We start from the raw sequence: 20,492 nt of genomic DNA, 5'->3' as shown, positions 1-20,492 counted from the left end.
AATGTGGAATCTCGAGCCAATAATCTCTGGATTCCGGGTTCGCGCCTTGCGCGCCCCGGAATGACATGAGGAAACGGCCCTTGTTTCACCGCACTGTTTCGCCCAGCTCAAGTCTGCTAGCAAGGCCAAGAGTTAGCCGGGATCCAGGGTATGTCAGTACAGGGTAGCATTGTCATTGGCGGCGGCGCATTTGCAGGGCTAGCGCTCGCGCTCGCATTGCGCCAGGGCCTCGGTCCAGACATTCCCGTGATCGTCGCCGATCCGGCGCTCGCCACGCGGCCGAGCCGCGATCCGCGCGCCACCGCCATCGTTGCGGCCTGCCGCCGGCTGTTCGAGGCGATCGGCACCTGGGACGATGTCAAGGGCGGTGCGCAGCCGATCCTCGACATGGTCGTGACCGATTCCAAGCTGGAGGACGTGACGCGTCCGGTGTTCCTGACCTTCGCCGGCGATGTCGAGCCCGGCGAGCCCTTTGCTCACATGATCGAGAACCGCCAGCTCATTGACGTGCTGGTCAAGCGCGCCGAAGCCGAAGGCATCGATCTTCGCGCCACTCCTGTTGCGTCCTACGACGCGCGCCCCGATGGCATCGACGTGACGCTCGGCGATGGCAGCGTGGTCGCGGCGAGCCTGTTGATCGCGGCCGACGGCGCCAAGTCGAAGCTGCGCGAGCGCGCCGGCATCGCCACCCATGGCTGGGAGTACGATCAGTCCGGCATCGTCGTCACCGTCGGCCATGAGCGCGATCATGAGGGCCGCGCCGAGGAGCATTTTCTGCCCGCCGGCCCCTTCGCGATCCTGCCGCTGACGGGAAAACGCTCCTCGCTGGTGTGGACCGAGGGCCGCACCGAGGCCGCGCGCATCACGGCGCTGAGCGAGGACGAATTTCACAGCGAGCTCGAGCAGCGCTTTGGCCTGCATCTCGGCGAGATCAAGGCGCTGGACCAGCCGCGCGCGTTTCCGCTGTCCTATTTCGTCGCGCGCTCCTTCATCGCCGAGCGCCTCGCGCTGGTCGGCGATGCCGCGCATGTCATCCATCCCATCGCGGGCCAGGGCCTCAACATGGGTCTGAAGGATGTCGCCGCGCTCGCCGAAGTGGTCGTCGATGCCGCGCGGCTCGGCATGGATATCGGCCAGAGCGATGTGCTGGAGCGCTACCAGCGCTGGCGGCGCTTCGACACCATGGCGATGGGGGTAGCGACCAATTCGCTGAACTTCCTGTTCTCCAACAGGTCGACACTTCTGCGCACCGTGCGCGACATCGGCCTCGGCATCGTCGACCGCGCCCCGCCGCTGAAGAATCTCTTCATCCGCCAGGCCGCCGGCCTCACCGGCGAAGTGCCGAAATTGTTGAAGGGCGAGGCGCTGTAGCAGTCAACAAGGCCATTGACCCTCATCCTGAGGAGCGCGCTTGCGCGCGTCTCGAAGGATGAAGGCCGAGCTGCAGCAGCGGGGCCTCATGGTTCGAGACGGCGCTGGCGCGCCTCCTCACCATGAGGAGTTTCGGCCTCAATCGATCTTCCGCGCCTCCTCCGGCAGCATGATCGGTATGCCGTCGCGGATCGGGTAGGCGAGCTTGGCGGAGCGCGAGATCAGCTCCTGCTTGGCGGCGTCGAATTCGAGCGGACCCTTGGTCAGCGGGCACACCAGGATCTCCAAGAGCTTGGGATCGACGGTGGCTTCGGGGCGTTCGTTTGGCGTGGTCATGAATGGTAGTCTCCGGCGGTGATCCGGCCCTTAGCACGAAAAGCTGCGGCGTGTCGCCGCATAGGGGTCTCACACGCCCTGCGATCTCTGGCGCGACAGCACTTTCCGCATGTCGTCATAACTTAGAATAGCTTTAGAGTAAGTCCTTTTGCGAGAGCGCAGCCTAGCCGCCACGGCCGATATTTGGTTTGCAGGACGTCGGCCCAGCGCAGCGCGCGCTTGCCGTCGATTTTGACCATTTAGCCCGGGACACGCCGATCCATGTTTGCTTCGCTTAACCCAAGGTCTTTCGCCCTCGCCGCGCTCTGCGTTGCCGCGATGCTGCCGCTCCCTGCCGCGAACGCGCAGCAGGCGACCGAACTCCAAATCGTCTATGATGGCGCGTTCCAGCCGAGCGAGCTGCGCGCACCCGCCGGCAAGGCGATCACCGTCAAGGTCAAGAACAACACCGCCAAGGCGATGGAGTTCGAGAGCAAGACGCTGAAGGTCGAGAAGGTCATTCCGTCGAAGGGCGAGGCCGTCGTCAACGTTCGCGCGCAGAAGGCCGGCCGCTACGAGTTCTTCGACGAGTTCAACGAGAAGGCGCGCGGCACTCTCATCGTCGAATAAGGCCTCGCTCGTGCTCGCCGCGCTCATCATCGTCTTCCGCGAGGTTTTTGAGGCCGGTCTGATCATCGGCATCGTGCTCGCGGTGACGCGCTCTGTTAAGCATCGCAATCGCTGGATCGTGGGCGGCGTGCTGGCGGGCGTTCTGGGCGCATGCGTGGTCGCGGCATTCGCGGGCGCCCTGTCACAGCTCTTCGAAGGCATGGGTCAGGAGCTGTTCAACGCGGCGATCCTTGCCGTCGCCGTGATCATGCTGACCTGGCACAACGTCTGGATGGCGCGGCATGGCAAGGAGATGGCGGGCGAATTGCGCGCCGTCGGCCAGGCCGTCGCCGAAGGATCCAAATCGCTGCTGGCGCTTGCCGTCGTGGTCGGGGTCGCGGTGCTGCGTGAAGGCAGCGAGGTGGCGCTGTTCCTCTATGGCGTCGCCGCATCCGACGGCGGCACGGCGATGAGCCTGCTCGTGGGCGGCCTGCTCGGCCTCGTGCTCGGCGGCGCGGTGTGCCTCCTCACTTATTTCGGCCTGTTGCGGATTCCGCCGCGCGCGCTGTTTGCGACCACGACGGTGCTCATCACGCTGCTCGCGGCCGGCATGGCCGCACAGGCGGTCTCGTTCCTCGAGCGCGCCAACTGGCTCACCGCGCTCGACACCGTGGTGTGGGACACGAGCTGGCTTCTCGCCGAGGACAGCATCTTGGGCCGCACCCTGCACACGCTGATCGGCTACACCGACCAGCCGACCGGGATGCAGCTCGTGATCTATGCCGCCGTCGTCCTGGTCACGATCGCCTTGATGCGGCTGGTCGGATCCGAGCCGCCCAGGCGCGCCGTCGCCGCAGGTTAGGTGTGCCCCCTCTCCCGCAGGCGGGAGAGGGTCGGGGTGAGGGCTCTCTCCACTTGGGGATTGTTCACTGTGGAGACACCCTCTCCCCGACCCTCCCCCGCTTGCGGGGGAGGGAGCGCACCTGCTGCGCGGCAGCAATCGAGCTCAATCTCTTAGTTCGAGACCATCCGCAGGAGCTCGTCGATCAGCGCCTCCAGGCGCGCGGCCGGCAGCGGCGTGTTCGACAGTGCAAAGCCGAGAAACGTCCAGTACAGGATTTGCGCACGCGCCTGCGCCATCGCCGAGGCGAACCCGCGTTTTTCGAGCAACCCTTCGATGTAGTCGAGCCGGCGGCGATCGATCGCGCGAACGGCACCTTGTGCCGCCGGCTCGAACGCCGCCCAATTGCGCACCGCGCGTTCCACATCGAGCCGTGCGCCAAAGCTCCGCCGCAACAGCGCACGTAGCGGCTCACCCTCGCTGTCGGCCTCGACATCAGCGATGATCCGCTCGGCCGCGATCTCGCGCCAGCGTTTCAGGATCGCAGCATGGAACGCGCCGAGATCGGCAAAGTGCCAGTAAAAGCTGCCGCGCGACACGCCCATCGCCTTCGCCAGCGGATCGGCCTTCAGCGCCGTGAAGCCGCTCCTCGCCAGCGCCTTCAGGCCCTGCTTTATCCAGTCGTCGGCGGAAAGCTGTTCGGTCATGTCGGGTTCCGTTGGACCAACCATACAGGACTGTATTGACATCTGCCAAGTCCGGCATTATCACCATACATCACTGTATGGAGGGTCAGGCTATGCGTGATCTGCTGCTGCAAGCCGCCGGATTGGCCACGATCGTCGTGGCGCTCATTCACGGCGTCCTCGGCGAAACAAAAGTCTTTGCTCGCGCCAAAATCGAACCGGAACGCTTGCGGACCCTGATCCGCCTGGTCTGGCAGACCTCGACGGTCGCCTGGATCGGCGGCGGCGTCCTGCTGTTCGCCACGCCCTGGATGGCGTCGGAACCCGCGCGCCACTGGATCGTCACCACGCTGGCCATCGTGTTCGGCTTTGCCGCCTTCGCCAACGCCTGGGCAACACGCGGTCGCCACTTCGGCTGGATGGCACTGAGTGCCGTCGTGGCGATGGCGGTTGCCGGGTACTAGAGCATGATCGCGCTTTAGATGAGGACCGAAGCATGCCGCTGACGCTCGTTACCGGGGGCACCGGCCATCTGGGCCAGGATATCGTCGACCGCCTCATCGCCACCGGGCATTCCGTGCGGGTCTTTGCCCGCTCGCCCGGCGCGCGGGCCGATGTCGAATGGACCATCGGCGATCTTGTAACGGGCGCCGGGCTGCGCGAGGCGCTGCACGGCGTCGACACCGTCATCAATGCGGCGACCTATTCGCCGATCGCGCGCCGCGGCGGCTTCAGGCCCTCCGACTTTTTCACGTCGCCGTCCGCGGTCGACGTCGAAGGAACTGAGCTGCTGCTCTCGCTCTGCCAGGAGGCCTCGGTGCAGCACCTCCTGCACGTCTCGATCGTGGGTCTCGACGATGCAACGCTGCCTTACGCACGCGTCAAGCTCAGGGGTGAGCAGCTGGTCCGCAGCTCGTCGGTGTCATGGTCCGTGGTCCGGGCGATGCCCTTCTACTATCTGCTCGACAGGCTGCTGGCCGGCCTCGCCTGGCTTCCGATGTGGCCGGTGCCGACGACGGTGTTCAATCCGGTCGACACGTCCGATGTCGCCGATCACGTCGTGAGCTGTGCCTTCGATGGTGGCCGCGGGATGCGGCCCGAGATCGGCGGACCCGACGATTTCGGCTGCACCGAGTTCGCGCGGCAGTACCAGGAGGCGCACGCCATCCGCCGGCGCATCGTGCCGATGGCTTTGTCGGAAAGGTCAGCGCGAGGCATGGGCTTCGTCGTCAGCCAGGGCGTGCGCGGCACATCATCCTGGGCGGACTGGCTGCGCCGCCAATCGCCGGACGTTCGCCGCGCGGCCTAAGTGCGCTCACTGCAGCGGCGGATCGCCGCTGGTGCGTTTCTTGGCGAGATCCATCTCGGTGACGGCGATCAGGATCTCGGCGCGGGTCTTCAGGTCGGGAGCTTCGAGCATCGCCTGCTTCTCTGCGGGACCATAGGGCGACATCATCGCCAGTGCATTGACCAGCGCCTCGTTGGGTGCGCTCTCGACACCTTCCCAGTCGACCTTGAGGTTGTTGGCCTTCAGGAAGTCGGCGAGCGCCACCAGGAGCGCCTCGCGATTGACCGCGTCCTCGCCCTTGCGGGCGGTGAAATCATCCGTGAAGGCGAAGAAGTTCACCTTGCACTGCCGGTAGGATGTCAGCACCTCGAGCTCCTGGACCACCTTGAAGCGCGCAATCCCGGTGAGCTCGAGGATGTAGCGGCCGTCGCCGGACTCGGCGAGCTGGGTGATGCGGCCGACGCAGCCGACGTTGAACAGCACCGGCCTGTCAGAGTTCTTCGGCGAATGCGCCACGTCGGGCTGGATCATGCCGATCAGGCGATGGCCGTCGCGAAGTGAGTCGTCGACCATCGACAGATAACGCGGCTCGAAGATGTTGAGCGGCATCTGCCCGCGCGGCAAGAGCAGCGCGCCGGGCAGCGGAAACACCGGGATGATCTCGGGAAGATCGGCGGGCCCGCGATATTCGATATTGATCGGCATACCCGCTCCCCGCTGACTTGTGTGGCGCTCAGGCCTTAGAGCATGATCCGGACCCGAAGGGCCGCTTTAGCGAAAAGTGTGAAGCGGTCTTCCGACAAGATCATGCTCCAACAACTACGAGAACAGGATCGTCGACAGCCGCTTGCGTCCCTCGACGGTCGCATCATCAGCGCCGCCCCAGGCCTCGAAGAACTGGATGAGCTGCTTGCGTGCGCCATCATCGTTCCATTTGCGGTCGCGCTTGACGATCTCGAGCAGCTGGTCGGTCGCGGCTGCCCGATTGCCTTGCGCGTTGAGCGCGGTCGCAAGGTCGAACCGGGCCTGATGATCGAGCGGGTTTGCAGCGACTTTCTGCTCCAGTTCAGTGACCGGCCCGAGCGATTCCGCCTGCTCGGCGAGATCGATCGCGGCCTGCACCGCCTTCACCGCGGCATCGCCGTGCTTGGACTCCGGCACCATGGCGAGCGTCTGCTTGGCCTGCTCGATCGCACCCGACGTGACGTAGCATTTCGCAAGGCCCGCGAGCGCGGCGATGTTGGTCGCATCGTGCGACAGCGCCTCGGCATAGATCTGCGCCGCGGCCTCGACGTCGCCCTCAGCGAGCACGGCGTCTGCTTCCCTCACGATCTCTGCGACGTTGACCTCGCCCGGCGCGGTCACGCCCTTGGTCAGGCGCTCGATGAAGGCGTTGACCTGGCTCTCGGGCACCGCGCCCATGAAGCCATCGGCCGGCTGGCCATTGACGAAGGCGATCACGGCCGGGATCGACTGGATGCCCATCTGGCCCGGAATCGCCGGATGCTGGTCGATGTTCATCTTGACCAGCTTGACCTTGCCCTTGGCCGCCTTGACGGCCTTTTCCAGCACCGGGGTCAGCTGCTTGCATGGGCCGCACCACTCGGCCCAGAAGTCGATCAGCACCGGCTGGCGCTTCGATTCCTCGATGACGTCCTTCACGAAGGTCTGGGTGGTGGTGTCCTTGATCAGATCGGGCGCAGCCTGGCCCGCCGCTCCGTTGCCCTGGTCAATGATCGTCACGGAAGTCCCCTCGTCTGATGTCCGGAAAGGCGGCTCTTTAGCACGACGCCGTTCCATATGCTGCTGTCCCGGCTCCTAAATTGGGCCGGGACGGCCGAATTTCAATCCATGACCGCTGATTTGGTGGTTCCTGGGCGTTTCGGGTCGCTTTCGACCCTATTCGGGGCTCATTTAGGTCTCCGAAGCGAATAGATGCCGCGGGTAGCTGTTGCATTCGCCGCCCGCTTTTGGCATACGACAGCCGTTGCCGGCGCGTCACGCGACCGGCTCAGGACGCGGGTGTAGCTCAGTGGTAGAGCACGACCTTGCCAAGGTCGGGGTCGAGGGTTCGAGCCCCTTCGCCCGCTCCAATTTCTCCCAGCGTCAAACCTGACAGGACCGGATCGCCCTTTGGGCGGCTCCGTCCGGGACGTACGTTGGACGTGGAATGACAATTCTGGTCACCGGCAGTGCGGGCCATCTCGGGGAAGCCATTTTCCGGGCGCTTCGCGCGCGCGGGTCTACTGTGCATGGGGTTGATTTGAAGAAATCGGAGTTCACCGACCGGGTGGGCTCGATCGTCGATCCCGGCTTCGTGCGGACCGCGATGGCGGGCGTCACCGCCGTCATCCACGCCGCCACCCTGCACAAGCCGCATGTCGCGACCCATACCAAGCAGGACTTCATCGACACCAACGTCACCGGCACGCTCAACCTGCTCGAGGCAGCGCTTGAGGCCGGCGTGAAGAGCTTCGTCTTCACCAGCACCACCAGCGCGTTCGGCTCGCAGCTTCGGCCCGAGGCCGGCAATGCCGCGGTCTGGGTCACCGAGGATCTGCCGTCGGTGCCGAAGAACATCTACGGTACCACCAAGCTGATGGCCGAGAATCTCTGCGAGCTGTTCTTTCGCGAGCATGGGCTTCCCGTCGTCGTCTTGCGAACCTCGCGCTTCTTTCCGGAGGAGGACGACGATCCCTCAGCGCGGGCGAGCTTTGCGACCGAGAACGCGCAGGCCAACGAGCTGCTTTATCGCCGGCTGGATATAGCGGACGCGGTAAGCGCGCATCTGCTCGCCGTCGAGCGCGCACCCAGCATCGGCTTTTCGCGCTATATCGTGTCGGCGACGAGCCCGTTCACGCAAAACCACCTCGCCGCCCTGCTTGAGGACGCCGCGCGCGTCGTGCATGCGCTCTATCCCGATTGCGCCAAACTCTACGCGGCGAGGGATTGGCGCCTGTTTCCGACCATCGACCGCGTCTACGTCAACGATCGTGCGCGCCGCGAACTCGGCTGGCGGCCCGCATTCGACTTTGCCCACGTGCTGAGCAGCCTGCGCGAGAACCACGATTTTCGCAGCGCGCTGGCGCGTCAGGTCGGCTCAAAGGGTTATCATGACACCGTCTTCGACCGTGGCCCTTATCCCGTAGTCTCATAATTCCCGTCGCGCGCATGCGAGCGCTGCCTGCGAAATAGTCGCTAGCCGCGTGATTCCGCGTTGCAGCGAGAACGCACGTGCTCGCATGCTACGCATGCGGAGAAGTTCTCTCTCAATTTTTATTGAGGCTCATCGCGATGCGCCAGCCACGCTTCTCAGCGCTCGCAGATGTGCTAACCTTTTCGCGTCTGCCTCTGTCGACAGACTCCGAACTTCGCCTCTCGAATAGCAAAACAATAACGGTATGGCCGCCACGGCCGCCTTAGGGGAGTGACGCGATGACATCCATATTCCATCGATCCATCTTTGCGTTTGCGGCGGTTGCCCTGCTCGCGGGGACAAGCGTCGTGAATGCGCAGCAGCAGGACAAGAACCGGGCGCTGAAGAAATACGAATCCGGCACCAAGGAGTTTTGGACGCATCCGCCGGATGACTGGTTCTTGGGCGATGAGACCGAGGCGCAGAAGGGTCTTGCGCCGCCGTCCGGCCCGCCGACCGGCGCATCCGAGGCCGAGCTCGCCAACATCGTGAAGAAGATCAAGTTGCCGGCGGGCTTCAAGATCGAGGTCTGGGCGCCCGGCGTTCTCGCCGCGCGGCAGATGGCCTGGGGCGACAAGGGCACGCTGTTCGTCGGCTCGTTCGGCCTCGGCAACGTCTATTCGATCAAGGACAATGGCGGCAAGCGCGAGGTCAAGACCATCCTCAAGGGTCTGAACATGCCGACCGGCCTCGCCTTCAAGGACGGCGCACTCTACGTCATCGCCGTCGACAAGCTGATTCGCTACGACAACGTCGAAGCGAATCTCGACAATCTCGGCGAGGGCAAGGTCGTCTATGACGACATGCCGTCCTATGCCGCTCATGGCTGGAAGTACATCGCGACCGACAAGGATGGCTGGTTCTTCCTGCCGTTCGGACCGCCCTTCAACGTCGGCATTCCGCCGACCAGCGTCTCGCAGATCCGGCGCGTCGATCCCAAGACCGGCAACGCCGAAGTCTGGGCGCTCGGTGTCCGCAACTCGGTCGGCGGCGACGTCGATCCGCGCAGCGGCAAATACTGGTTCACCGAGAACGCACGTGACTGGGTCAGCGATGATCTCCCCAGCGACAAGCTGAACATGATCTCGAAGATCGGCGAGCACTTCGGCTATCCCTATTGCCACCAGGGCGATCTGCCGGACCCGAAATTCGCGATGGGTCACAAGTGCTCGGAGTTCGCGCCGCCCGTGCTGAATCTCGGTGCGCACGTCGCTCCGCTCGGCATGAAGTTCTATACCGGCGACCAGTTCCCCGCCGAGTACAAGAACAACATCCTGATCGCCGAGCACGGCTCCTGGAACAGGCACAAGTACCAGGGCGCGCGCATCGTGCGCGTGATCGTCGGGCCCGACGGCAAGAACCCCAAGCAGGAGGTGTTCGCCTCCGGCTGGCTCGAGGGCGACCAGGGCTATCTCGGCCGTCCCGACGACATCATCCTCGCGAAGGACGGCTCGATCCTCGTCGCCGACGACTGGGCCGGCGCGATCTATCGCATCAGCTACAGCAAGAAGTAGCGCGACGTGAAAGCCTCGGAGGCTGAGGTGGCCGGACCGGCGGCCGCAGCCTCTGTCTTTGAGTTCTGGCCTTTGAGTTCTGGACCCTTTGAGTTCTGGACAGTGTCGTTCCGGACCTGTGCGCCCCTTGCGCGCAAGTCCGGAACCCATAACCACGACTTGGGGTTATGGATTCTCAGATGCGCAATTGCGCATCATACCTCGCCCTTCGGGCGCCCCGGAATGACGGCTTGTTAGAGCGGAATCCTCCAATCATGCACCGGCAGTTTGCTCCTCACGCGATCATCGGACTTGCGCTCACTGCGCTTGTCACCATTCCCTTCGCGCACGCTGCCGACGTCAAGGAGAAGGCGGCAATCTGCGCCGGCTGCCACGGCGACAACGGCATCTCGCAGACCGAGAACATCCCCTCGCTTGCCGGCCAGCCCGATCAGTTCTTGCAGTGGCAGCTCGTGTTCTTTCGTGCCGGCTCGCGCAAGAACGAGCAGATGCAGCCAATCGCGGAAGAGATCGCCAACGAGGACATCCGCAGTCTCGGCGCCTATTTTTCGCAGCTCACGCCGCCGAAGGGTTCGGAGGACAAGGATCCCGACCTGTCGCGGAAAGGCAAGGAAGCAGCCAGCGGCCGCCGCTGCGCCTCGTGCCACACCGACAGCTATGCCGGCACCAAGGCCGTCGCCCGCCTTGCCGGCCAGCGCGAGGAATATCTGGTGAAGGCCCTGCACGACTACAAGGCGGGCCTGCGCGTCGGCGGCGGCGTCGCCGCCATGGCCGACGTCGCCTATTCGCTCAGCGAGGAAGAGATCACCGCACTTGCGCATTACCTGGCGCATTTGCAGTAGCGGAAGGCTGTAAACGGTTACTCAACTCGTCGTCCCGGGCTCGCGCTTTGCGCGCCCCGGGACGACGGCGGAGTGCGAGGCTACCCCGCCCGCTGCTTCTCGTACGCCTTCAAATGCGTATAGGCGATGCGCAGTTTTGGCACCGGCACTTTCGCAGCATCGGCGCGCGCGATGAGGTCGCCGATGATGTGATCGGCCTCGACCGGCAGGTTCGCCTTGATGTCGCGAAACATCGATGCGGTCATCGGCGAGCCTTCGGTGGTGATCAAACCCTTGACCCGCTCGAAGAACGGTCCGCCGGGCGCATAGCCCGACGCGGTCGCAGTCGCGCTGGTCTCGTCCAACATCCCCAGGAGAAAATCCATGCCGCCGGCGACCGCCAGGATGTTGCCGACGGAAGTGCGCATCAGGCTGGTCGACGCCGCGAGCGAGGCGAGAAACACCCACTTCTCCCACATGTCCTGCATGATGTTCTGGCTCGCGCCGGCGCCGGCGATGCCGCTGGTGAAGACTTCGTCGATCGCCTTTACCCGCGCCGACAGTTCTCCGTCGCGCTCGCCGTAATTGATCGATTGCATCGGCTGGAGTTGCACCACCTCGCGCGTCTCATTCAGCGTCGCGGCGATGGCGCAGAGCCCGCCGAGCACGCGCTCGGCACCGAACTTCTGGTCCAGCACGTCGAGATGCCGCATGCCGTTGAGAACGGGAATGATCGTGGTGTTCGGCCCGACCGCCGGCGCGAACGATTTGATGGCATCATCGAGGTCGAACGCCTTGCAGCTCAGCAGCACGACGTCGAATTTTTCGGTGAGCTGGCCCGCCTGCACTGCCGGCGGATTCGTCAGCGTTGCATCGCCGTTTGGGCTCTTGATGACGAGGCCGGCGCTCGCGAGCTCTGTCGCCCGCCGCGGCCGCACCAGGAAGGTGACGTCGCGCCCGGCCTGCAACAGCCTGCCCCCAAAATAGCCGCCGATGGCGCCGGCGCCGACCACGAGAATGCGCATGGGGATGCTCCGTTGTTGTCCTTGGCGAATGGCGAGTACGGAGTAGCGAATAGCAGGGATGATTTCCACTCGCTATTCGCTACCCGCCATTCGCACCTCTCACTTTCCCGACACCATCTCCTCGACCTCGCGCAGCTGCTCCTTGCCGAAGAACATCTCGTTGCCGACGAAGAACGTCGGTGAACCGAACGCGCCACGCGCGACGGCCTCCTCGGTGTTCTCGATCAGCTTTGCTTTCACATCGGGGTCCTGGGCACGTGTGAACAACTTCTGCGCATCGAGGCCTGACGATGCGAGCGCCTTCATCGCAACTTCCGGATCGTCCATCTTCTTCGGCTCGCGCCACATGTGATGGAACGCGGCTTCGACATATTGTTCGAACACGCCTTCGAGCCGGGCCGCGATTGCCGCGCGCATCAGGTTCAGCGTGTTGATGGGGAAGAACGGGTTCCAGACATAGGGCTGCACGTGGAAGCGTTTGATGAAACGCTCGGTCTCGACAGCCTGGAATTCCCGCTTGTTCTTGATGCCGGCGAGCGTCTCGGCCGGCGACTTGTTGTTGGTCGCCTTGAAGATGCCGCCGAGCAGGATCGGCACATACTCGAATTTCACGCCGATCCGCTGCTCGATCGCAGGGATGGCTTCATGGCTGAGAAACGCATTGGGACTGCCGAAATCGAACAGGAATTGTGGGGCCGCGCGCGTCAAAATCGTCCTCCCCCGAGCTCGCTTGCGCACATCTTGGCGCAGCAGCCGCGCCACGTCCACCCGTTTCATGATGGTCATAATACCTTGACCGGGGCGTGTTCCGCCTACGCGCGGTCGCTGCTTGCGAGTTTCAGGACGTGGTCGCGGATGTCGGCGGGCCAGTCGGCGATCTCGGCCGCAAAGCGCCGGCGGTCGCCTGCGAACAGCGCGCGCGAGGCTTCCTCGAAATGCGCGAGATTGCCCGCCATCGCCGACATGAAGTGGTAGGCCGCATCGCGCGCCTGCCGCTCGCGGTCGCGATCGCCGCTTGCGCGCCGCGCCTCATCGACGAGCTTGCGCAGCGCGACCGAGGCGCCGCCCGGCTGTGCGTTGAGCCATTCCCAGTGTCGCGGCAGCAGCGTCACCTCGCGCGCAACCACGCCGAGCTTGGGCCGGCCGCGGCCGCGCGGCGCAGTCGGCGGCTCGATGCCTTCCGCCGGCGCGATCGTCGCCAGGCGGGCCAGCACCTCCTGGTCGTCGCCGCGCAGGTCGAAATCGGCCGCCCGCCCGCTCGAGTCGCTGAAGATCACGATCGGCGAGCCGGCCCCTGCATCCGCGCGCTTGACCGCCAAGGCCACATCCGCGATTGGTCCCGAGGCCAGGCACCGCTGACCGACAAAGGCTGTGAAGGTTTCCTGCATTGAAATCACTGCGAAATTTGACACCGTGTCCTTTTAATATCCGGATGAAATAGAAGCGTCAATATGCCCGGGTAAAATTAACGACCATCCGGCTCGACATTCGCCCGCCGGGCTGGCACCAACGCGTCCGAGACCAGTGGGGGACCTCAAAATGCTGACCGTTCATCACCTCAACAATTCTCGCTCGCAGCGCGTGCTGTGGCTGCTCGAGGAGTTGGGCGTGCCCTACGAGATCGTGCGCTACCAGCGCCAGCCGGACATGCGCGCGCCGAAGGAGCTGCGTGCCATCCATCCGCTCGGCAAGTCGCCCGTGATCACCGACAACGGCAATACCATCGCCGAATCCGGCGCGATCGTCGAATACCTCGTCGGCACCTATGGCCAGGGACGCCTGATCCCGTCGCCCAACACGCCGGAGCGGCTGCGCTACACCTATTGGCTGCACTATGCTGAAGGCTCGGCGATGCAGCCGCTGCTGCTCAAGCTGCTGTTCACCCTGATGCCGAAGCGCGCGCCGGCGCTGCTCCGTCCTCTCGTGCGCAAGGTCTCGAACCAGGCGCTCACGGCGCTCGTCAATCCGCAGCTCAAGCAGCACATGGATTATTGGGAAGGCGAGCTTGGCAAGAGCGAGTGGTTCGCCGGCAACGAGTTCACGGCGGCCGATATCCAGATGAGCTTTCCACTGGAGGCGGCGCAGGCGCGCGGCGGGCTGGAGCAGGGCCATCCCAAGGCGATGGCGTTCCTCGAACGCATCCATGCGCGTCCGGCCTATCAACGTGCGCTGGAGAAGGGCGGGCCGTACCAGGTCGGGCGGTAAGCTCCTTCGCTTCATTCTCGCGTCGCGGCCAGCACTTCCCTGATCAGCCGTTGGACGTCACCCTGGCCGTCGCCGAGACGCACCACAACCAGGTTGCGCGACGGAATGATTGCGACGCGTTGATCGAACGCGCCTGCCGCAAAGAAGGCATCCCGGGGAATCTCCCCCGGCACGTCGGCCCTCGCGTTCCTTTGCTTGCCGCGATTCGTCCAGAAGCCCGCCCCATAGTTGGTCTCGAGCGTAGCGGCAGCGCAAAAATCCACCCAGCCTTCCTGCAGGATGCGTTTGCCGCCGATGACGCCGTTGTTGAGATAGAGCAAGCCGAATCGCGCCCAGTCTCTCGCGCTTGCCAGCATGTTGGACGCGCCCTGCAGCGTTCCGGATGGATCGAACTCGAGCGTCACATGGCGCATACCGAGCGGGTCGAACAATGTGCGCCAGGCAAAGCCCAACGCTTGCTCGGGACCGCCCAGCATATCGCGTATGATCCGCGCCAGCAGCTGTGTCGATCCGCTCGAGTAATGCCAACGCGTTCCCGGTGGTGCGATCAGCGCAGCCTTGGCTGCAAAGTCGGCCATGTCGTCCTTCACATACATCTCGCTGGATTGATCAAAGCCGACGAAGGTCTCATCCAGTGCAAGCCCCGTCGTCATGCGCAAGAGATGCTCGATCTCAATCCGGTGGCGCGGGTCGGACGGCGAATGCCATTCCGGGATCGGCGCCGGCATCGACGGGCTGATCAAGCCCTGGTTCGCCATGATGCCGATCAGCGCGTTGATCACCGACTTGGTCAAAGAGAAACCGAGCAATTGCGTATCAATGCCGACGCCCGGGGCGTAGCGTTCGGCGATCACGTGGCCATTGTGCACCACCACGACGGCCTTGGTTCTCCGCGTGGGCACGGCCCCAGGCTCTTCGAAGGCGTGAGTCAGGGCTGCCCTGAGCGCGTCGTCCCCGGGTTCGACGAGATCCGGCCCGGCGATTTCAGGGAGCAATGGCGGCTCCTGCGGCGCTTTCAGCGCCTGAATGTCGCTCTGCGGCACATAAGGCTGGCGCGATCCATTCACGATCACACAGCCGAATCCTTCGTGAAAGGCGGCGAGCCCATAAGATCGGCCGAAAGCAAAGATTTCGACGGTTCCTGCCGCGCGATCCAGTTGATATGTCATGATCGCCCGCCAGAACCGCAGGCTGGTATCACTCGTGATCTCTGCGAAGGATGTCTCGGGATCAAGTCCTGAGACAAAGCTCTTGGCGCAGACATTGTGAGCGACGACAGCGGCCACGATTCGAAGTGCGCGATCCGGACGAAAGACGGCCGTCAGCACAATAAGTGCCACCAGCAGCAAGGCTGCGATGGAAGCCAGAATCTTGCGGACCACGCATATCTCCTTGCCGAGACACGAGCCTAGTCGTTCCCGCGACATATGGGAATGAGATGCGAAGGGCCCTGTTAGCCTGCATGCAGCGCGCGGCGGCGGGTGTCCGGTAGCGCAACGGTCGCGAGGAAGACCCCGCAGAGGCCGCCGTCGGAGAATTGGCCGGAGGCGAAAACCGATGACCAGCGCCGTTGACCGCGGACCTCCTAAAGGGGAAAGCTTATTGTCCTTCCGCCGCGGCGCCGCGGGTGCGCGGATCAGGCGCACCGAAGGGTCCGTTCGGCGTCACCGCGATCGAGTTGGCCGATGTCTGACCCATCGGCTCGACGACGAGGTGACCCATCGCCTTCAGTTCGAACAGGACATCGTCGGAAAAGCCGCGCTCGACGCGCACTTCATCCGGCAGCCATTGGTGATGCAGCCGCGGTGCTGCAACGGCTGCGGCGACATCCATATGATAGTCGAGCACGTTGACGATCACCTGGAGCACAGTGGAGATGATGCGGCTGCCGCCGGGCGAGCCGGTCACCAGGACCGGCTTGCCGTCCCTCAGCACGATGGTCGGCGACATCGAGGACAGCGGCCGCTTGCCGGGGCCGGGCAGGTTGGCCTCGTAGCCGACGAGGCCATAGGCATTGGAGGCGCCAACCGCCGCGGTGAAATCGTCGAGCTCGTTGTTGAGCAGCACGCCGGTGCCGTCGGCGACGAGGCCGACGCCATAGCTGAAGTTGAGCGTATAGGTGTTGCTCACCGCATTGCCGCTGATATCGACGACCGAGAAATGCGTGGTGTTGCTGCCTTCGCGCGGCGGCGTCGCGCTCGCCACGATCTTGCTCGCTGGCGTGGCACTGTCGGCATTGATGCCGGTGCGGAGTTTTGCGGCATAATCCTTCGCGATCAGGGTCTCGATCGGCGCCTTGACGAACGCGGGATCGCCGAGGTAGCGCGCGCGATCGGCATAGGCGCGCTTCATGGCCTCGATCAGCAGATGCAGCGAGGCCGGCGAGCCCTGCTTCAGATCCGAGAGCTGAAAGCCCTCCAGGATGTTCAGCGTTTCCACCAGCACCGCGCCGCCGGACGACGGCTGCGGCATCGAGACGATGTCGAAGCCGCGGTAGCTGCCGCGCACCGGCTCGCGGATCACGGGCCTGTATGACCGCAGATCCTCCGGAGTCATGATGCCGCCGGCATCGGTGACGGCCTTGGCCAGCTTTTCGGCGACCGGTCCCTCGTAGAATCCGCGCGGACCTTGGGCAGCGATAGCCGACAGCGTCTCAGCCAAATCGCCTTGCACCAGCCGGTCATTCTCTTGCAGCGGCGTCCCGTCCGGTCGCGAGAAGATTTTTGCCGACGCCGGCCAGCGCGCAAATCGTTTGTGCGCGGCCGGCAAGGTGTCGGCGATGTCGTCGCTGATGATAAAACCGTCGCGGGCGAGCGCGATCGCCGGCTCCAGCAATTGCGCCAGCGTGAACTGGCCGGAGCCATATTTCTCCAGCGCCAGCGACAGTCCTGCGACCGTGCCGGGCACGCCGATGCCGAGTGCGGAGTCGCGCGACTTGGCGATATCGGGCTTGCCGTCGGCGCCGAGGAAGATGTCTGATGTCGTCGCAGCCGGCGCGGTCTCGCGATAGTCGATCGCGATGTCTTCCTTGCGGTCGGCGGAATGGATCACCATGAAGCCGCCGCCGCCGATATTGCCCGCGCGCGGATAGGTCACCGCCATGGCGAAACCGGTCGCGACCGCGGCATCCACCGCATTGCCGCCGCTGCGCAGGATGTCTGCGCCGATCCGTGCGGAGATTCTCTCCTGGGCCACCACCATGCCGTGCTCGGCCGCGATGGCGTGAACGGTGTCGAGCGCGGGTGGCTCGTAGAGGCGGCGCGCATCCTGAGCGCGCGCCGGCAACAGGCCGATACCTAGAATCGTGAGGGCAACTACGACTTTTCGTCGTGTCAGGACAAGCGACATCATCAAATTTCCGCCGTGTCTTGTTTCTGTCGTGTCTTGGCGCCGCTCCACAGCCGTCACGGCAATGCTATACCGTTTGCGCCAAGAGCGGCAAAACTGTTCGTGATAAGGAATGCTGATGACGACGATCGCCTCTGATACCGATATGGCCGATGCGGAGCGGATCTATCCGCCGCGCGCTGCCGTCGTCAGCTGGATCTTCTTCGACTGGGCTGCACAGCCCTATTTTACCTTGATCACGACGTTCGTCTTTGCGCCCTATTTCGCCACAAGCGTCGCGCCGGACCCTGCGGCCGGACAGTCGCTGTGGGGATTCGCGATGGCGGCCGCTGGCCTGGTCATTGCCCTGCTGTCGCCGGTGTTAGGCGCCGTCGCGGACGCGGCGGGCCGGCGCAAGCCCTGGATCGCTGCATTCGGCGCTATGCTGGTGCTCGGCTCCTGTGCGCTGTGGATCGGCAGGCCCGGCGATCCCGCCATCATCGCGCCGCTGCTTGCGGCCGTGGCGCTCGCCAGCGTCGGCGCGGAGTTCGCCACCGTGTTCAACAATGCGATGATGCCGACGCTCGTGCCCCCGGAGCGGATCGGGCGGCTCTCCGGCAATGGCTGGGCCACCGGTTATGTCGGCGGCATCATCAGCCTGATCATCGTGCTCGGCTTCCTTGCCGCGAACCCGGAGACCGGGCGTACGCTGCTTGGTTTCAAACCGCTGTTCGGGCTCGATCCGGCAGTGCATGAGGGCGATCGTATCACGGGACCGCTGACGGGCCTCTGGTTCATCGTGTTCGTGACGCCGATGTTCCTGTTCACGCCGGACTATCCCGCCAAGCGGCCGGTGCGCGCGGCGCTGCGCGCTGGCCTTGCACAACTGCTGCAATCGCTGCGCGAACTGCCGCGGCAGAGATCGCTGGCGACGTTCCTGCTCGCCAACATGATCTACAGCGACGGCCTCGTCTCGCTGTTCGCCTTCGGCGGCATCTATGCGGCCGGCACGTTCGGCTGGCACACGATTCAGATCGGCACCTTCGGCATCATCTTGGCGATCGCCGGCACGTTCGGCGCGTGGCTCGGCGGCAAGCTCGACGATCTCCTGGGACCGAAGCGCGTGATCGCCGGCAGTATGCTGGTGCTGCTGCTGTCGCTGGCGGCAATCCTGCTGGTCGACAAGGATTCGATTCTGTTCATCAAGGTCGCTCCGCCCCAGCCGGGCGGCGCCTTGTTCGCGGGCGCAGCCGAGCGCGCCTATCTCGTGCTGGGATGCCTGATTGGCGCGGCTGGCGGCCCACTCCAGGCCGCTTCGCGGACGCTCCTCATCCGCCTCGCCCCGAGGGATCGCATCGCGCAGTATTTCGGCCTGTTCGCGCTGACCGGAAAGGTGACGTCCTTCATCGGCCCGCTCCTGATCGGCGCAATCACGGCCGGGACCGCAAGCCAGAAGGCCGGCATGGGCGTGCTGGTGGTGTTCTTCGCCGCGGGACTGGCGTTGCTGATGCGGGTGAGGGAGAACTAGCTCAAGTGTCGTCCCGGCGAAGGCCGAGACCCATAACCCCAAGGAGAGGTTGTGGCGCGACGCTGTCAATTCCGAGTCTTCGCCAAACTACTCCCTGTGGTTATGGTCCCGGATCTGCGCTCCGCTTGTCCGGGACGACAGGGAGTTAATGCCTGAAATGCCGCGTCCCCGTGAACACCATGGCGATGCCGTGCTCGTCGGCGGCCTTGATCACCTCGTCGTCACGCATCGAGCCGCCGGGCTGCACGACGGCTGTGGCGCCGGCCTCGATGCAGGCGAGCATGCCGTCGGCGAACGGGAAGAACGCATCTGACGCGACGACCGATCCCTTGGTGAGCGGCTCGGCAAGCTTCATTTCGTTCGCCGCGTCCTGGGCTTTCCGTGCTGCGATCCGGGCCGAATCGACGCGGCTCATCTGGCCCGCGCCGATACCGACGGTGGCGAGATCCTTGGCGTAGATGATGGTGTTGGACTTGACGTGCTTTGCGACGCGGAACGCGAATTTCAGGTCGCGCATCTCCGCATCCGTCGGCGCTCGTTTTGTCACGACCTTGAAGGCCATGTCGTCGACCACGGCGTTGTCGCGGCTCTGCACCAGCAAGCCGCCGGCAACGGTCTTGGCGGTGAGACCGGGCGTGCGCGGGTCGGGCAGGGCGCCGGCCAGCAGCAGGCGTAGATTCTTGCGCGCGCCGATGATCGCGATCGCTTCCTCGCTGGCATCGGGCGCGATGATCACCTCGGTGAAGATCTTCGTGATTTCGCGGGCGGTGTCGGCATCGAGCACGCGGTTCATCGCGATGATGCCGCCAAAGGCGGAGGTCGAGTCGCAGGCGAGCGCCCTGCGATAGGCGGTGACGAGATCGGGACCTTCCGCGACGCCGCAGGGGTTGGCGTGCTTGACGATGACGCAGGCCGCGGTGCGCTTGGCATCGAACTCGCCGATGCACTCATAGGCCGCATCGGTGTCGTTGATGTTGTTGTAGGAGAGCTCCTTGCCCTGCAATTGCCGCGCGGTCGAGACGCCCGGCCGCTTGTCGGGCGTCGCGTAGAAGGCGGCGGTCTGGTGCGGGTTCTCGCCATAACGCAGCGCCTGGATCAGCTTGCCGCCGAACGCGCGGTAGTCGGGCGCGTCGATCTCGAGCTGCCGGTTGAACCAGTTGGAGATCGCGGCATCGTAGGCGCCGGTGCGTGCATAGGCTTTTGCGGCGAGGCGCCGGCGCAGCTTCAACGTGGTCGCGCCATTGTTGGCGGCGAGCTCATCGAGCACGGCCTGGTAATCCTGCGCGTCGACGACAACGGCGACATCGTCATGATTCTTCGCGGCGGCGCGGATCATCGCCGGACCGCCGATGTCGATGTTCTCGATGCACTCTTCGAAATCAGCGCCTTTGTCGACGGTTGCCTCGAACGGATAGAGGTTGACGACGAGGAGATCGATCGGCGCGATCCCATGCGCCTTCATCGCCTCGGCATGTTCCTTGTTGTCGCGGATCGCGAGCAGGCCGCCATGCACCTTCGGATGCAGCGTCTTGACGCGGCCGTCCATCATTTCAGGAAAGCCGGTCAGCTCGGAGACGTCCTTGACCTCGAGGCCCGCGCTCGCGATCGCCTTGGCGGTGCCGCCGGTCGAGACCAGCTCAACGCCATGGGCGGCAAGCGCCTTGGCGAACTCGATCAGACCGGTCTTGTCGGAAACGGAAAGCAGGGCGCGGGTGACGCGGCGGGGATGGTCAGTCATCGCATCAGTCATGGGCAAGATCCTCTGT

Annotated in this window: 20 protein-coding genes and 1 tRNA gene; 11 read left to right on the top strand and 10 right to left on the bottom strand. The window is 64.5% G+C overall.

Annotated elements, in window-relative coordinates; translation table 11 throughout:
* Window positions 1–150 precede the first annotated feature (150 nt).
* On the top strand, window positions 151–1,371 hold the full coding sequence (locus tag SO180_RS18615; RefSeq protein ID WP_449380293.1) for a ubiquinone biosynthesis hydroxylase: 1,221 nt from the start codon (window positions 151–153) through the stop codon (window positions 1,369–1,371).
* A gap of 138 nt (window positions 1,372–1,509) precedes the next feature.
* Here the strand turns inward: SO180_RS18615 and SO180_RS18610 are convergent, their stop codons facing one another.
* Complete coding sequence (locus tag SO180_RS18610; protein ID WP_254101600.1) at window positions 1,510–1,707, bottom strand: Trm112 family protein; 198 nt, start codon at window positions 1,705–1,707, stop codon at window positions 1,510–1,512.
* A gap of 261 nt (window positions 1,708–1,968) precedes the next feature.
* On the opposite strand from SO180_RS18610, the gene SO180_RS18605 reads away from it, so the two are divergent.
* Together SO180_RS18605 and SO180_RS18600 are read left to right on the top strand one after the other, a co-directional pair.
* Window positions 1,969–2,316 carry a cupredoxin domain-containing protein gene (locus tag SO180_RS18605; protein ID WP_449380292.1) on the top strand — a complete coding sequence of 116 codons (348 nt, stop codon included), beginning with the start codon at window positions 1,969–1,971 and terminating at the stop codon, window positions 2,314–2,316.
* 10 nt (window positions 2,317–2,326) lie between these two features.
* Window positions 2,327–3,157, top strand: coding sequence for an FTR1 family iron permease (locus SO180_RS18600; protein ID WP_449380291.1), 831 nt, complete (start codon window positions 2,327–2,329; stop codon window positions 3,155–3,157).
* Between the two features lie 152 nt (window positions 3,158–3,309).
* Here the strand turns inward: SO180_RS18600 and SO180_RS18595 are convergent, their stop codons facing one another.
* The gene (locus tag SO180_RS18595) at window positions 3,310–3,843 is read right to left on the bottom strand and encodes a TetR/AcrR family transcriptional regulator (protein WP_449380290.1); all 534 of its coding nucleotides are present in this window, start codon (window positions 3,841–3,843) and stop codon (window positions 3,310–3,312) included.
* A gap of 92 nt (window positions 3,844–3,935) precedes the next feature.
* Here SO180_RS18595 and SO180_RS18590 point away from each other — a divergent pair, with 92 nt between their 5' ends.
* Together SO180_RS18590 and SO180_RS18585 are read left to right on the top strand one after the other, a co-directional pair.
* Window positions 3,936–4,286, top strand: a complete 351-nt coding sequence (locus SO180_RS18590; RefSeq protein ID WP_449380289.1) for a hypothetical protein — start codon at window positions 3,936–3,938, stop codon at window positions 4,284–4,286.
* Window positions 4,287–4,318: 32 nt separating this feature from the next.
* A complete protein-coding gene (locus SO180_RS18585; protein ID WP_449380288.1) occupies window positions 4,319–5,131 on the top strand; it encodes an SDR family oxidoreductase in 813 nt (270 codons plus the stop codon).
* Window positions 5,132–5,137: 6 nt separating this feature from the next.
* Here SO180_RS18585 and SO180_RS18580 read toward each other — a convergent pair whose 3' ends face one another.
* Both SO180_RS18580 and trxA read right to left on the bottom strand, forming a co-directional pair.
* Complete coding sequence (locus tag SO180_RS18580; protein ID WP_449380287.1) at window positions 5,138–5,815, bottom strand: LON peptidase substrate-binding domain-containing protein; 678 nt, start codon at window positions 5,813–5,815, stop codon at window positions 5,138–5,140.
* Between the two features lie 114 nt (window positions 5,816–5,929).
* A complete protein-coding gene (trxA, locus tag SO180_RS18575; RefSeq protein WP_449380286.1) occupies window positions 5,930–6,853 on the bottom strand; it encodes a thioredoxin in 924 nt (307 codons plus the stop codon).
* 275 nt (window positions 6,854–7,128) lie between these two features.
* On the opposite strand from trxA, the gene SO180_RS18570 reads away from it, so the two are divergent.
* From SO180_RS18570 to SO180_RS18555, 4 genes are all read left to right on the top strand, one after another.
* A tRNA-Gly gene (locus SO180_RS18570) sits at window positions 7,129–7,203 on the top strand.
* Between the two features lie 77 nt (window positions 7,204–7,280).
* Window positions 7,281–8,267: an NAD-dependent epimerase/dehydratase family protein gene (locus SO180_RS18565; protein WP_449380285.1), complete on the top strand. Its 987-nt coding sequence runs from the start codon at window positions 7,281–7,283 to the stop codon at window positions 8,265–8,267.
* Between the two features lie 278 nt (window positions 8,268–8,545).
* Window positions 8,546–9,820, top strand: coding sequence for a PQQ-dependent sugar dehydrogenase (locus SO180_RS18560; RefSeq protein ID WP_449380284.1), 1,275 nt, complete (start codon window positions 8,546–8,548; stop codon window positions 9,818–9,820).
* A 254-nt stretch (window positions 9,821–10,074) separates the two neighbouring features.
* A complete protein-coding gene (locus SO180_RS18555) occupies window positions 10,075–10,662 on the top strand; it encodes a c-type cytochrome (RefSeq protein WP_449380283.1) in 588 nt (195 codons plus the stop codon).
* 80 nt (window positions 10,663–10,742) lie between these two features.
* Here the strand turns inward: SO180_RS18555 and panE are convergent, their stop codons facing one another.
* From panE to SO180_RS18540, 3 genes are all read right to left on the bottom strand, one after another.
* Window positions 10,743–11,666, bottom strand: coding sequence for a 2-dehydropantoate 2-reductase (gene panE / locus SO180_RS18550; RefSeq protein WP_449380282.1), 924 nt, complete (start codon window positions 11,664–11,666; stop codon window positions 10,743–10,745).
* 99 nt (window positions 11,667–11,765) lie between these two features.
* The gene (locus SO180_RS18545) at window positions 11,766–12,374 is read right to left on the bottom strand and encodes a 2-hydroxychromene-2-carboxylate isomerase (protein WP_449380281.1); all 609 of its coding nucleotides are present in this window, start codon (window positions 12,372–12,374) and stop codon (window positions 11,766–11,768) included.
* Window positions 12,375–12,478: 104 nt separating this feature from the next.
* On the bottom strand, window positions 12,479–13,054 hold the full coding sequence (locus tag SO180_RS18540) for a DUF2239 family protein (RefSeq protein WP_449380280.1): 576 nt from the start codon (window positions 13,052–13,054) through the stop codon (window positions 12,479–12,481).
* Between the two features lie 151 nt (window positions 13,055–13,205).
* On the opposite strand from SO180_RS18540, the gene SO180_RS18535 reads away from it, so the two are divergent.
* Window positions 13,206–13,871 carry a glutathione S-transferase family protein gene (locus SO180_RS18535; RefSeq protein ID WP_449380279.1) on the top strand — a complete coding sequence of 222 codons (666 nt, stop codon included), beginning with the start codon at window positions 13,206–13,208 and terminating at the stop codon, window positions 13,869–13,871.
* Window positions 13,872–13,882: 11 nt separating this feature from the next.
* Here SO180_RS18535 and SO180_RS18530 read toward each other — a convergent pair whose 3' ends face one another.
* Together SO180_RS18530 and ggt are read right to left on the bottom strand one after the other, a co-directional pair.
* Entirely contained in the window at window positions 13,883–15,517 is a 1,635-nt protein-coding gene (locus tag SO180_RS18530) for a serine hydrolase domain-containing protein (RefSeq protein WP_449380278.1), read from the bottom strand.
* Complete coding sequence (ggt, locus tag SO180_RS18525) at window positions 15,471–17,222, bottom strand: gamma-glutamyltransferase (protein ID WP_449380277.1); 1,752 nt, start codon at window positions 17,220–17,222, stop codon at window positions 15,471–15,473. Before ggt ends, SO180_RS18530 begins: the two co-directional genes overlap by 47 nt.
* Window positions 17,223–17,337: 115 nt before the next feature.
* On the opposite strand from ggt, the gene SO180_RS18520 reads away from it, so the two are divergent.
* Window positions 17,338–18,726 (top strand): MFS transporter, encoded by a 1,389-nt coding sequence (locus SO180_RS18520; RefSeq protein ID WP_449380276.1) that lies wholly within the window; start codon window positions 17,338–17,340, stop codon window positions 18,724–18,726.
* A gap of 145 nt (window positions 18,727–18,871) precedes the next feature.
* Here SO180_RS18520 and purH read toward each other — a convergent pair whose 3' ends face one another.
* Window positions 18,872–20,464 (bottom strand): bifunctional phosphoribosylaminoimidazolecarboxamide formyltransferase/IMP cyclohydrolase, encoded by a 1,593-nt coding sequence (gene purH / locus SO180_RS18515; RefSeq protein ID WP_449380341.1) that lies wholly within the window; start codon window positions 20,462–20,464, stop codon window positions 18,872–18,874.
* Window positions 20,465–20,492 lie beyond the last annotated feature (28 nt).

This window comes from Bradyrhizobium sp. UFLA05-112 (assembly GCF_053572325.1).
The sequence above is the reverse complement of the archived record's forward strand: the minus strand, read 5'-3'. Positions and strand labels throughout refer to the sequence as shown.

Excerpts from the sequence above, each read along its gene's own strand:
- SO180_RS18615 (WP_449380293.1), top strand. The coding sequence starts at position 151 with ATGTCAGTACAGGGTAGCATTGTCATTGGCGGCGGCGCATTTGCAGGG.
- SO180_RS18610 (WP_254101600.1), bottom strand. The coding sequence starts at position 1,707 with ATGACCACGCCAAACGAACGCCCCGAAGCCACCGTCGATCCCAAGCTC.
- SO180_RS18605 (WP_449380292.1), top strand. The coding sequence starts at position 1,969 with ATGTTTGCTTCGCTTAACCCAAGGTCTTTCGCCCTCGCCGCGCTCTGC.
- SO180_RS18595 (WP_449380290.1), bottom strand. The coding sequence starts at position 3,843 with ATGACCGAACAGCTTTCCGCCGACGACTGGATAAAGCAGGGCCTGAAG.
- SO180_RS18590 (WP_449380289.1), top strand. The coding sequence starts at position 3,936 with ATGCGTGATCTGCTGCTGCAAGCCGCCGGATTGGCCACGATCGTCGTG.
- SO180_RS18585 (WP_449380288.1), top strand. The coding sequence starts at position 4,319 with ATGCCGCTGACGCTCGTTACCGGGGGCACCGGCCATCTGGGCCAGGAT.
- SO180_RS18580 (WP_449380287.1), bottom strand. The coding sequence starts at position 5,815 with ATGCCGATCAATATCGAATATCGCGGGCCCGCCGATCTTCCCGAGATC.
- SO180_RS18565 (WP_449380285.1), top strand. The coding sequence starts at position 7,281 with ATGACAATTCTGGTCACCGGCAGTGCGGGCCATCTCGGGGAAGCCATT.
- SO180_RS18560 (WP_449380284.1), top strand. The coding sequence starts at position 8,546 with ATGACATCCATATTCCATCGATCCATCTTTGCGTTTGCGGCGGTTGCC.
- SO180_RS18555 (WP_449380283.1), top strand. The coding sequence starts at position 10,075 with ATGCACCGGCAGTTTGCTCCTCACGCGATCATCGGACTTGCGCTCACT.
- panE (WP_449380282.1), bottom strand. The coding sequence starts at position 11,666 with ATGCGCATTCTCGTGGTCGGCGCCGGCGCCATCGGCGGCTATTTTGGG.
- SO180_RS18540 (WP_449380280.1), bottom strand. The coding sequence starts at position 13,054 with ATGCAGGAAACCTTCACAGCCTTTGTCGGTCAGCGGTGCCTGGCCTCG.
- SO180_RS18535 (WP_449380279.1), top strand. The coding sequence starts at position 13,206 with ATGCTGACCGTTCATCACCTCAACAATTCTCGCTCGCAGCGCGTGCTG.
- ggt (WP_449380277.1), bottom strand. The coding sequence starts at position 17,222 with ATGATGTCGCTTGTCCTGACACGACGAAAAGTCGTAGTTGCCCTCACG.
- SO180_RS18520 (WP_449380276.1), top strand. The coding sequence starts at position 17,338 with ATGACGACGATCGCCTCTGATACCGATATGGCCGATGCGGAGCGGATC.
- purH (WP_449380341.1), bottom strand. The coding sequence starts at position 20,464 with ATGACTGACCATCCCCGCCGCGTCACCCGCGCCCTGCTTTCCGTTTCC.